Source organism: Marinomonas transparens (assembly GCF_016463975.1).
GTDB lineage: Bacteria > Pseudomonadota > Gammaproteobacteria > Pseudomonadales > Marinomonadaceae > Marinomonas > Marinomonas transparens.
Map to the genome: position 1 here is coordinate 1 of NZ_JAEMNX010000017.1, position 12,324 is coordinate 12,324.

Genomic DNA, 12,324 nt, shown 5'->3' on the forward strand with positions numbered 1-12,324 from the left:
GCAGGAGCAAAGGTTCATTTAAAGCGAGTATTCCTTACCGCAATGGCTTACCTTGCCGTTACTTGAAACTCGCCGACCAAGGAGTTCAGTTTGAGCGCGGATAACCCTACCCGAGACGAGCGTCTTTGCAGGGCGGCGATGGAGCGTTTCATTTGTTCTGTTGCGGCGCCCATTTCCTGCGCGGTATTGGCGTTTTCCTTGTTACTGTCATTGAGTAACAAAATGGCTTCAAACATGGTATCGACTAAGCTGTACAGGGCTTGATCTCCGGTATTCGTTTGCTCACTGGCCTGTAGGTTTTTATCCACATTTTCCGCGCCTTTTTCCATAAAGGCGACGGCACTTTGAGTTTCTGCTTGTATGCCTTCTAACATGGTTTGAATTTCTTCGGCCGCTAGTGCGGTTTTCGAAGCGAGATTACGTACTTCATCGGCAACGACGGAAAAGCCTCGGCCATGTGTTCCTGCTCTAGCCGCTTCAATCGCGGCATTTAAGGCGAGTAAGTTGGTTTGGTTGGTGATGTCCGAGATGACCGAGATGATGCTTGCCACTTCGTTGGTTCTTTGGTCCAGTGATTTAACCGATTCTGCGGTTTTACGTACCACGTCACGTATTTCTTGGGTGCCGGTTTTGGCCACTTCTAATCGAGATTTGCTTTCTGAAACGACTTGTTCCATGGTTTGCTTGAGGGCATCGGCGGTTTGTGAGGCGCTTTGTACTTCATCAACCTGTTGTTGAAATACGTTCAGCATGGATTCGACGGTGGAATCTAGATAATGGGAGGCTTGTAGGGCTTCTTCATTGGTTCGTACCATAAATTCATTGGAGTTTTTAACATTGGTGCTGGCCGAGATTACCTGTCCCATGGTGTTGTCTAGGTTATCAATAAAGCTGTTCATCCAGCGCCCCATATCACCGGTTTCATCGTTTTTGAGGGTCGCATCATCTAGGCGCTGTTTTAGGTTGCCTTCCCCTTCCGCGATGGTTTGAATAACTTCTGTCATTTGCGTCATGCTGTGGCTGATTTTTTTGGACCCAAAGGCATGGAACAACAACCCTGTAATGGCTAGCGTAGCAAAGGAAATGGCGCTAATGGCAGTGGTGGATAAGCTGCTATAGACTGACAGGGCTTCGCTGAGAATAAGAGGGCAACAGGCGGCCAGCAAATAACCTTTCATCAGTTTTAGGTTAATAGAGCGACGGCGATACACTTCCTCTAAATCCCCTTCACACATCATGCCCCAAGTATCTGGACTGCCTTTTAGCTGAAAGGTAACGCCTTTGCCAATAACAGGAATGTGTCGATAGTCGGAATAGCCCGGGTAAGTCACAAAGAGGTTGTGGCCATTTTTAATGGTTTCTCGTACTCCTGGATGCAGCTCTTCGGTGGCTGGGTCAGTAAAACGGATTTCAAACTCTGTATGGTGCTGAACCTTGACTGTGCCCCAGTTGGTATTGACACCACCTTTGAGGTTTTCACCATGGCTAAAGGTGTCGTCTTCAAAGCGTGAACGAGACAGCGCTGTACCCGGTAAAATGTTTTTATCGAATTCAGCTTTTACCATGAATAGGTAGTTATCACCGGATTCTTTATAAATATGTCCCGCCTCACGCTGGATTAGATCGCCCAATACATCATTGGGAACGCGTGCACAGACAGCCCCAACGCTGACGCCATTTTGTTTAATAGGCAGATAAAGCATTAGGGTAACAGCGTCATGGAATTTGGAGCTGGATGCACCAATGCTAAGGGTGTTTGGATCGATATAGGGGCCGTGGAGAAAAGGCTTTTCTAGGCCTGATTTTACCGCTTTCATGGGTAAGTCGGTTGTTCCAATGCGCTTTTTAAAAGTGGAGTTGATCACTTTTCCTTGTGCATCAATAACAAAATACTCGGACACATCAATCACTATGCCTAGGCGTTCTTCTAAGGCCGATAACTCAATATTAGGGAAATTTCCTTTTACTCTTTCTAATAAGACTTCGAGTTGAGACCATTGATTATTTATCCAGCTGTTGAGTAATTTAACCCTAGTGTTGGCAATGCCTTCAAAGGTTTTTTCAACATTTTGGTAGGTGTCTTTATTTAAATAACATGACCAGAAAAGAGAGAGTTTGCCGTTACTCCCAAACCAATTTAACCAACGACGCTCCTTTGGCGTGAGGGACATCTGAGTGCTTTTTAAGCTCATATCTAAACCGCTCCACTGCGTTATTTTTTGCCTCGTTGCAAAAAAGTTACATCTACTTACAGACCCTTACAAAGCAATTTTTCTGCCATTGTTTTGCCAGTATAAAACTTCAGTTTGATTCACCTTAAACTTATGGGGTGACATTGCTTTTCTTCTGAGTTGAAGGAAAAAAGCAGTGATTTATTAAATTTATACGGCATAACGTGGCGCACCAAATTGGTTCGTCTTGTCTTTTTTGCGATATTTTGGTCCGTTTTCACTTCGCTGTTAGGTGAATAAAAAATATTGCTGAGTGTTGTTGTTAGAATGCGTTTGATTAAAACTTTACTATTCAAGTAAAAAAGCAATATGAAACAACGCATTAGGTTTTTCCTTTGCCCATTGGTATTAAGGGCTTGCTATGATCACTTTGGGTGCGCGTTATGTAAGGATTATTGAGTATTTGATGGCGGTTTACTTGGAGAAATCGATGAATAATAAGGTAGATTTAGGGAAGGTATGAATCTGTCTAATACTCACATACCTGTGAGCATTCGTTTTTCTTATTTTTAATTCCCCCTTTTTCCAAAAGGGGGAGGTAATGACATTATTTTTTTGTCCATTTCGGCTTTAACCAGGTTGTCCAAATGGGGGTCTGGGTAAAAAGAATAAGGACGATGGTGACGAATAATAGCGTTGATAATGGGCTGCTGAACAAGTTAAGGAACAGGTCGGCCATACTGTTGCGTTCGGTAAGAATGGCTCGTCGCCAGTTCTCATCCGTTAAAGAGCTTAATATCACACCTAAAATGACAGGGCCGACGGGGAATCCGTAGAGGCGCATAAAGTAACCCAACCCACCGAAAGCCAGCATCCACCAGATATCTGTAAGGGCGTTATTGATTGCGTAAGCACCTACGATAGAAAGCAGAAAGATGAGCGGAATCAACACGCCTTTTGGGCATTCGACGATTTTTGAAAATAAGCGAATGCCTGTCAGGCCAAAAATCAATACGAAAATATTCGCCAAGGTTAGGTTGCCCACAGTGAACCAAAACATGTGAGGCTGTTCTACCATTAGCAGTGGGCCGGGATTTAGACCATGAATGAATAATGCGCCAATAAAGACCGCTGTTACCGCATCGCCGGGGATACCCAAGGTTAGCATTGGGATGTAAGCGCCACCGACTGCCGCGTTGTTGGCGGACTCAGGTGCGATTAACCCTTCTTTTGCCCCATCGCCAAAAGGCACTTCTGGGTCTTTGGTAACCCGCTTAGCATGGTCGTAGGCCATGAGTGCGGCAATGTCGCCGCCAGTTCCTGGTAGTGCACCCACGATGACACCAATAAAAGAAGTTTGCAGGCTAAGGGGCAGGTATTTTTTTACATCGGACCCTTTTGGAATAATGCGAGCAATCTTCTGTTTGATGATGGCTTTATCCATGTGATGTAACTGGTGTAGGGCTTCGGAAATGCCAAACAGGCCTATCATGACAGCGACAGGGTTAATGCCATCCCAAAGCTCAATAATGCCAAAGGTAAAGCGTTCCTCTGCTGTCATTGGGTCTAGACCAACGGTGCCAATGAGCAAACCAAAGGCGCCAGCGAAAATGCCTTTTGCTAAGCTATTGCCAGACAGTGAACCCACTAACATAATGCCCAAAATCCCCAGCATCATGTAATCCCTTGGTTGAAAGGTTATGGCGAATTCACTAATTGTTGGGGCCGCCAGAGCCAGTACAATGATGCCGACAAAACCGCCGACCACGGACATTACTGTCGATAAACCAATGGCCTCTCCTGCTAGGCCTTTTTTCGCTAGCGGATAACCGTCTAATGCGGTTGCGATGGCAGAAGGCGCCCCCGGAATATTAAGTAAAATGGCCGTACGGGAGCCGCCATACACACCGCCCATGTAAACTCCCACCATCAGACAGAGGGCGTTATTTACATCCCATGAAAAAGTGAATGATATCAATATTGACACGGCCATGGTGACAGAAAGGCCCGGAATCGCGCCGACATAGATGCCTAAAAAAGTGCCTAATGCGGTTAACCCTAATAATTCTGGTGACAGCCAAGACATGGCGAAAAAGTTCAAAGCGTCCATAGGGGGGACTATCTCCATAAGGCTTTTATTGAGGCAATGATGTCGCGCTCAGGGACTATGCCTTCCGGCAGTACGACTTGAAAAACGAGACGAAAAATAATGTAGACCACAATCAAGGCAAGTAAGGTAATCGACAATGTGGTTAGTACACTTCGACGATATAAAAACTGAATCGCGATAAATAAAAACAAAAAGCTAGAAAGAATGAAGCCTAAGTTTTCTAGTATGACGGCGTACACTAAAATCAGCGCCATGATAATGGCAACAACGGGTGGAAAGCAGTGATAAATGAAACGCACACCTTCGGCGGCGGGGAGCTTCAATGTATTCACGAAAATAATAGATGAAGCTAAAATCATCACGGCAGAGGCCGCCATAGGAAAGGCACCAGCAGAGCTTAACTCGCTGAAGCCTGCAATACTGTAGGCTTGCCAAAATAAATAAACACTGCCTAATACTAATAATAAACAGAACAAGCGCTCACCTGGCTTACGTGTTTTTTGAGCGGAAAGTTGACTGAGCATTACGACTCCAGAGGAAACAGGAAACAGAATGAGGAGTCTATTTTTAGCCTCCCCATTCCATGAGGTCAGTAGATAATTGGGCTGTTATGGTTTGCGGATATCAAACTTCTCTGGGGAAAATTTGCTGAAACCCGCGTCATGGACGAGCCAAGAAGAGGTAGAACGGTAAGCTTCAAGGAAGGTACTTGCGGCTTCCCCTGAGGTATTCATGATGGTGTAACCACGGTTTTGCATCAGACTTACAAATTCAGGGTTAGTGGCAGCTTTTTGAAAGGCGCTTTGCAGTTTTTCTATCGCCTCATCAGGGGTGCCTTTTTTCACAAACACACCAAAGAAGGGGCCCCATGGTAGGTAAGATTTCATGCCCGGAAGCGTGTCTGTGATAGGTGCTACGTCGGGTAGCAAAGCGTTTCTTTCCACATCGACCATGCTTAATGCTTTCATTCGACCAGCTTTAATTTGTTCAATCGCTGCACCTAGTACCGCTGGCATCACGTCAATCGCGCCGCCTTGAAGAGCCGTTAGTGCAGGCCCATCCCCCTTGTATGGAATGCTGATGTAGTCTAGTTTCACTTGCGAGGCCAGCATGGCTAAGACGATGGAGGTTAAGCCGCCTTTGCCTGTGGAACCAATTTTTACCTTGTTTGGGTTGGCTTTGGCGTAGTCAATAAACTCTTGCATCGTATTATAAGGCGCATCGTTTCGCGCCATAATCATAGGCGTGCCGCGGGCCAATAACGAAATAGGGGTCATGTCACTGTAATCAATATTAGACAGCCCTAATACCTTGTGCATTTGAGGGTTTTCGGCGCCCATTAACAAGGTATAACCATCGGCTTTTTTCTTATTGACGTACTTCATTGAGATAGCGCCAACGCCACCACTTTTGTTGGTCAGGATGAGATCGGTGCCTAGCTCTTTTTCTACATGGGGGGCAATAGAGCGCATGACGGTATCGGTTGAGCCGCCTGCTCCCCACATGATCACACCTTGTATGTCTTTGCTTGGATAGTCTGCAAAACTTGCTGTTGAAGAAAGGGAGAATGCAGCGAGTAAAGCAATGGTTGTTTTTTTCATTATCGTCTCCAGCTTGCTCTAGTAAGAGCCGTGTTATTATAAGTGTCTTGGACACTGGTGGTGCAATTCAACCTCAATCTCCTTTGTTAATAAAAGGCGATTGAGGAGGACGTCGGCTGCCTATATTACCCATAAAAGGCTTTGGATTCTTGCTTTATGTGCTGTTGAATTTAACTTGCAAAGGCTTCTCTGGTTAAATTTTCTGGTAAGTCATCTTTTATCACTAGGTTGTCTTCAATACGGATGCCACCATAGGGCATAAAGTGTTGTATTTTTTGCATGTCACAACCATGGTTGGCGATCTCTGCCTGCATTTTTTCTAGCAACATGGGGATGAAGTACAAGCCCGGTTCTATGGTGATCACCATGTCTTTTTCTAGTTGTCTGGTAAGACGTAAGAAAGGGGCTTTTGCGTTCGGCAGGTTTAGAGTGCCTTCGCGATCAATTTGATGGCCACCAACATCATGAACCTGTAAACCGAGCAGATGCCCCAAACCATGCGGGAAAAATATTTGCGGAATCCCTTTTGCCAATTGCTCTTCAACACCCAATGAACAAATTTTATGGTCATGCAATAACCTTGCGATTCCGCCAAGGGTTTCTTGGTGTAGGTCTTGATAAGACACACCGGACATGGCGTTATTGCACAGCTTTTGTTCCATGGTGTCCATATTATCCACTAGCGCACTAAAATCATCGTTGTGACGAACAGAGGTTCGTGTGATGTCACTGGCGTAACCGTGCTCATTGGCGCCAGCATCAATTAATAGGGTCAGCGAATTGGGTTGTTGCTGAATGTCTTTATGTTCGTAGTGCAGCACAGCGGCATGCTGGTTAATACCAACAATGCCAGGATAAGGTTCTTGGGTGGCGGTTTGCTGGCTAGCTTGTAAAAAGGCGAGGTGAATGTCTAGTTCACTCATGCCGGCCAAAAAGGCTTCTTTAGCGGCAATATGGCCTTTTACTGCGCGTTCGCTGGCGCGGCGGATGGCTTGTATTTCAAAAGGTGTCTTAACCGCTTTATCAAAATCCACATAGGCTTTTAAACCGTCACAAGGCGTAGAAAACGTCATAGGCTGTGGGCCGAGCCAAGCGGTTTGCTTCGGTAAATGAGAAAACCATTTATCTGTTTTTCTGGCGAGAATGATATTCCAGTGCTGTTGCCAATCTCCTTCTGGAATCGGGTTTGGAGCGTGCCAAAAGTCGTCACGAACAGGCCAGATTAGGGTTGGCTTTTGCCCTGTTTGCAGAACAATGTAGGTTTCTGCGCTTAGGGGGAAAGGCAGCCATTGTTGAGCACCAGAATAGGCGTGGAACGGATGGCTATGGTCATCTTGAAAATAATAAGTTTTTTCCCCTGACGCCAAGACGACCGCATCGAGTTCAAAATGTACCATGGCCTTGTCGTAGCGACCTTGTAATACAAAAAGGTGTGCTTGGTAAGTGTTGTTACCCATAAAATGTACTCACAAAAAGTGAAACTTATGTCTGCCAAAAGACAGGCATCGTGCCGAAATTTGACGTGGAAAGGGGGAGTCCAGAAGTGTTTACCATACAGGAAAATGGTTGATCATTTATAGTCTAGAAAATGCAAATTACCGTATTTATCTTGCTATTTAACCGGTAAGCAAACCTTGGTCACAAAGTGTTCTGCTGAGTTCTTTTTTGAAGGTCTGACTTCATATATTTCTACACTAGGTCGATGTTTGGGGTGGTGTAAACCATGTAGACGCCTGTAATTGTGGGCAACGTGCCAAGCGAGTGCGAGGTTTTTATAGATGCCAACATAGCGAATTTGTATGTATTTTCCTTTTAAGACTAAACGTTTTGGGTGGATATCGCAGGGCACGAGATTTTGAATAGGAATCCCTAAATAACCAGAGAAATAATGTTGGGCTAGATTTATCTTGTTGTAGAGCACAAAGCTTGGCCCTGCCGGTGGGTTTTCTGGTCCTAGGGCAATGGCTAAGTCATGGAATCCTTGGGTCATTTTTTGGGATATGGGTTGTTCATTGGCAATAAAAGGGCGCATAACAGCATCGAAGCAGTCTAGCTCTGCACAGGTTAGCCACTCAAAAGAGGGGGCATGGCATTCGTGGCTTGAAGGCTCGCTGTATTGTGCTAGATGATCGATTAGTTTTAATAAAGCGAGCTCTAAATCCTTATTCGCTTTGATCGCTTGTAGATTGCTTGTCCAACGGCTTAAAAAAGAGATTTTGGCACTAATTTGCATAGTAATCAGTGTTTGTGAGCCTTGTTTAGAGAGATTAATGCTGAAATGCAGATTATTGGGATAAAAAGCAGGTATTTCGAGTAAAATTTGGAAGGAGTGTGAGTTTGAACGAGCGGGTTTCAAACATAAATAGCCATCTTTAATTAACTTACCTTGCCATTTTAAGCAGGAAGGTAAGGCCGACATGACGTCAGCTTTAGCTTCAGCGTATTCATAATAAATGTCTGCGTCTGTTTCATAGATTAGCCAAGGCAACCAGCGAGGCCAGTGAGTGAGGTCGGCAAGGTCTTTACTAATCTCTTCTATGGAAAGATCAATCACGGAATTCCGACGGACAAAAATCTTTCCTTCACTGAATAGTAAGTAGGTAAGTAATGTGACAATAACAAGAGTGGTGACAAGTACAACGAGAAACATCTTTTCTCCTTCTTATCTATACTTTCTTTTAAACTATAGACGGCAAACTTGATCTTGTATTTTAAAACTAAGTGTTTAATGTCATTCTGTGTAGTGCAGAGGTATTTTCTTTCAGTATAAAGAGGAGTAGCAGTGATGAAATCAGAGCTGATTTGGGACTGGCCTGTTCGCATAAGCCATTGGCTTATGGTGATTTTATTTACTGGTCTGATCATCACTGGCAAAGTAGAAGCTGACTATGTGCAGTATCATTTTTATATGGGCTACGGTCTGTCAGCCGTCATCATTGCTCGTGTTTTATATGGCTTGTATGGCTCTCGCTATGCGCTCTTTAGTCAGTTTGTGAAAGGGCCAAAAGTCGTTTTTAGGTATGCTAAATCTCTCATGATGGGCAAGCCAAAACATTATCTGGGTCATAATCCGTTAGGTGCTTTAATGGTAGTGGCTCTATTGGTTGCGCTGAGCGTTCAGTGGGGAAGCGGCCTATTTACGAGCGATGAAGTTTTTTGGTTCGGTCCCTTTAATGCTTTAATCTCGGAGGACTTATCAAGTCAGTTAGCCTCTATTCATCACCTATTGCCAAATATACTCTTGGCTTTGGTCGCGATGCATTTATTGGCCGTGCTCTACCATGAGCTTTGTTTTAAAGAACGATTGATCATGGCAATGATTCATGGTCGTAAAGCAACCTATGCTTCTGTCCCTGCGGTGAAAACTCCTAGGTGGGGTGTGATTTTTTCTTTATTAATAGGGCTTTCTTGGTTGGCGGCCTTATGGATGATTCCTATTTAGAGCACTCGTTATTATTTACCCTGAATTTATAACCACATGGAATGCCTAGTGTCTGACCAAACAACGCCAATACTCGCAAATTTATTTGATGATTTACCAGATGTCTCTCAGCCGATTTATGCCAAACTGAAATTGGCCATTTCGCAGAAAATTTCCACGGGCGAATGGCAAGTAAATCAGCGGGTTCCCTCTGAAGCAGAAGTGGTGAAAGCGCTTGGTGTGAGCCGTATGACGGTGAACCGTGCTTTACGAGAATTAACGGCAGAAGGTTTGTTGGTGAGACATCAAGGCTTAGGTACGTTTGTGGCTGAAAAGAAGGCCCACTCGGCCTTGTTTGAAGTACACAATATTGCGGAAGAGATCGCCGTTCGAGGCCATAAACACCGCTCGGAATTGTTAGTATTAGAAGCCGCTAAGGCGACAGTAGAAGAAGCCATGGTGCTGGGTGTGCGTACCAATCATGCTATTTTTCGTTCCGTGATTCTGCATTATGAAAACGATCTGCCGATTCAAATCGAAGAACGAGTGGTAAACGCCAGTCTCGCGCCAGAATACGACAAACAAGACTTTGCGAAACACACGTCTTATGAATACCTAATGCGAGTGGCGCCCATGACAGAAGGGGAGCATTTGGTCGAAGCTGTCCTGCCTACGCCACAAGAGTGCGAGCGATTGCAGATTTCTGATACCGAGCCTTGTTTGCAAATTCAGCGTCGTACTTGGGCGGGGGAGGAGCTGGTTACCGCAACGCGTTTGTTACACCCAGGTTCTCGTTTTCAATTATTTGGGCATTTTGGTCGTTAGTTCACTTTGTGATTCTAAAAACGCTATGCCGTAATGCAGATAAAGACACCACTTCCTTCGATTAAACAGGGTGTTTCGCCCTGTTTAATGATTAACAAGCTATTTTCTTCTAATACCCATTCTTCTGTCTCATCTATCATGACTTTACAGGTTTGATTGCTATAGAAGGCACTGAGCAGGCTATGTGCTGCTGACTTTAGTTTACTATTCTCAGTGGCAAAGCAGGCGGTGACGATTGCTGTTGTATCGGCTTCGCGCACCATGATGTTCAAGTCTTCAATATGACCATGACTCAGTGTTGCTGTGGTTTGGTCTCCACCCGAAAATCTCGCCATGTCCAAGGGGGAACTCAACCTATGCTCTGTATATTCACCTTGAGCATTTTTATGGGAAAGGGTCATGCCTGCGCCAGACAGCAACACCAAGGTACGGTGCATTCCTTCGAAGTTTGAAAATAGGCCGTCTTCCTTCACGGCCGCTTGGCTGATGCGAAAGCGTTGACCACTGCCATCTTCACTTTGAAAAATCTCTAGGGTTTCACCAAGGCCGTTTTTCCACAGCATACGTTTGTATTCACGTGGACAAAGGATGTCGTAATTTGAGTTTGAATAGGCGTTTGAATTAAGTGTCATACATCACCTTTTTAATGACCCTGATAAAGTCCCTTTGACTGGCTTCTTGTTGTTCGTGTTTGAAGCTTTTTATGGTGTGTTTACCGGCCACAAAAACATCTTTGATAAGGTTCTCATTGCACGCAAACAACCAGCGGTTGAGCAGGTTTTCGGTTTGGCTTGCTGCGATAAAGGGGGTCGAATCATCCAGTACCATAAAGTCAGCCCGGTTGCCTGCGGCAAGGCCGAATGTCACGTCACAGGCCTGATTACCACCCAGTAACGCTTGCTGGAAAAGGTTGTCCCCAATGCTGTTTTGTTCTGGTCTGTGTAAACGATTGCGCTGTTGGTCACGTAGTCGTTGTCCGTATTCTAAGGTGCGTAATTCTTCGACGATGGATAAGCTCACATGACTGTCGGAACCAATTCCCCAGCGACCATTGGCTTGCTCAAAATCCACCGCAGGGAAAATACCATCCCCCAAATTGGCTTCTGTGGTTGGGCACAAGCCCGCAATGGCTTTACTGGTGGCGATGGCTTTCAATTCTTTTACATCAAGATGAGTCGCATGAACCAAGCACCAATTCTCGTTTAAACCGATTTCATTATTGAGCCATTCAACAGGGCGTTGTCCGCTCCAATGCAAACAATCTTGCACTTCTTTTTGCTGCTCAGCGATATGAATATGAATCGGCATTTTACTATCTGAAGCGACGTTTAATTCCGCCAACACGGTTTCTATTTGTGACTTGGTGACAGCGCGTAAGGAGTGAAAACAAACGCCGAGCTGGTGACGAGGGTGGTTTGCCAAGTGGCCTTGGCATTCCTGATGAAGTGCCAAGTAAGAATCGGTCGAATGGATAAAACGTGCCTGCCCTTCATGTGGGGCTTGTCCACCGAACCCCGAATGAGCATAAAGCGCAGGCAATAGGGTTAAACCCATACCAGAATGGTCTGCGGCTTGGATCAATTGCAAGGACATTTCAGACGGTTGATTGTAGTGCTTGCCACCTTGGTCGTGATGTAAATAGTGAAACTCGCCTACTTGGCTATAGCCTGCTTTCAACATATCGATGTAAAGCTGAGTGGCAATAACGCGAGCATCATCGGGCGTGAGTTTATGGACGATCTTGTACATCAAGTCCCGCCAACTCCAAAAGCTGTCGTGGGGGTTTAAGCTGACTTCGGCTGCGCCTGCCATGACGCGTTGAAAGGCATGGGAATGCACATTTGCCATCGTCGGCAATACCGGCCCTGATAGGATATGGCAGTCTGGGGTTGGTGCACTGCCGACGTTAAAAGAGTCGAATTGACCGCCTTTTGTCGAAAAAAGCACCTTGCTTGCCCAGCCTGAGGGAAGCAAAGCGTGTTCAGCATAATAGTATTGGTGATCAAAATTGGCTGGGGGTTGGCTGGTCACAATCCATTCCTAGGTTGATTTGAATGCTTTGAGTGTAATAGAAAATATGTTGTATATACAACTTTGTCTTTTGGTTTATTTTCTTATTCTCTTTCTTGGTGGACTAAAGCATTAATTTAATGGGCTTTTTCTCTATTGCATTTCGTTTTCTTGACACGTGTCGGT

Annotated in this window: 10 protein-coding genes; 2 read left to right on the forward strand and 8 right to left on the reverse strand. The window is 45.1% G+C overall.

Annotated features, from left to right (window positions below; all coding sequences use genetic code 11):
- Positions 1–47 precede the first annotated feature (47 nt).
- The 6 genes from I8J31_RS13350 to I8J31_RS13375 form a co-directional block, all read right to left on the reverse strand.
- The gene (locus I8J31_RS13350) at positions 48–2,192 is read right to left on the reverse strand and encodes a methyl-accepting chemotaxis protein (RefSeq protein ID WP_199469078.1); all 2,145 of its coding nucleotides are present in this window, start codon (positions 2,190–2,192) and stop codon (positions 48–50) included.
- A 586-nt stretch (positions 2,193–2,778) separates the two neighbouring features.
- Positions 2,779–4,281 (reverse strand): tripartite tricarboxylate transporter permease, encoded by a 1,503-nt coding sequence (locus tag I8J31_RS13355; protein WP_199469079.1) that lies wholly within the window; start codon positions 4,279–4,281, stop codon positions 2,779–2,781.
- A gap of 8 nt (positions 4,282–4,289) precedes the next feature.
- Positions 4,290–4,805, reverse strand: coding sequence for a tripartite tricarboxylate transporter TctB family protein (locus tag I8J31_RS13360; RefSeq protein WP_199469080.1), 516 nt, complete (start codon positions 4,803–4,805; stop codon positions 4,290–4,292).
- An 84-nt stretch (positions 4,806–4,889) separates the two neighbouring features.
- Entirely contained in the window at positions 4,890–5,882 is a 993-nt protein-coding gene (locus I8J31_RS13365) for a tripartite tricarboxylate transporter substrate binding protein (protein WP_199469081.1), read from the reverse strand.
- Positions 5,883–6,052: 170 nt separating this feature from the next.
- Positions 6,053–7,339: a Xaa-Pro dipeptidase gene (gene pepQ, locus I8J31_RS13370; protein ID WP_199469082.1), complete on the reverse strand. Its 1,287-nt coding sequence runs from the start codon at positions 7,337–7,339 to the stop codon at positions 6,053–6,055.
- A 155-nt stretch (positions 7,340–7,494) separates the two neighbouring features.
- A complete protein-coding gene (locus I8J31_RS13375; protein WP_199469083.1) occupies positions 7,495–8,532 on the reverse strand; it encodes an AraC family transcriptional regulator in 1,038 nt (345 codons plus the stop codon).
- 135 nt (positions 8,533–8,667) lie between these two features.
- Here I8J31_RS13375 and I8J31_RS13380 point away from each other — a divergent pair, with 135 nt between their 5' ends.
- Together I8J31_RS13380 and hutC are read left to right on the forward strand one after the other, a co-directional pair.
- On the forward strand, positions 8,668–9,324 hold the full coding sequence (locus I8J31_RS13380; protein ID WP_199469084.1) for a cytochrome b/b6 domain-containing protein: 657 nt from the start codon (positions 8,668–8,670) through the stop codon (positions 9,322–9,324).
- Positions 9,325–9,372: 48 nt separating this feature from the next.
- Positions 9,373–10,128, forward strand: a complete 756-nt coding sequence (gene hutC, locus I8J31_RS13385) for a histidine utilization transcriptional repressor HutC (protein WP_325101206.1) — start codon at positions 9,373–9,375, stop codon at positions 10,126–10,128.
- Between the two features lie 23 nt (positions 10,129–10,151).
- Here hutC and I8J31_RS13390 read toward each other — a convergent pair whose 3' ends face one another.
- Both I8J31_RS13390 and I8J31_RS13395 read right to left on the reverse strand, forming a co-directional pair.
- Positions 10,152–10,760 carry a HutD/Ves family protein gene (locus I8J31_RS13390; protein ID WP_199469086.1) on the reverse strand — a complete coding sequence of 203 codons (609 nt, stop codon included), beginning with the start codon at positions 10,758–10,760 and terminating at the stop codon, positions 10,152–10,154.
- A complete protein-coding gene (locus I8J31_RS13395; protein ID WP_199469087.1) occupies positions 10,750–12,159 on the reverse strand; it encodes a formimidoylglutamate deiminase in 1,410 nt (469 codons plus the stop codon). Before I8J31_RS13395 ends, I8J31_RS13390 begins: the two co-directional genes overlap by 11 nt.
- Positions 12,160–12,324: the final 165 nt, after the last annotated feature.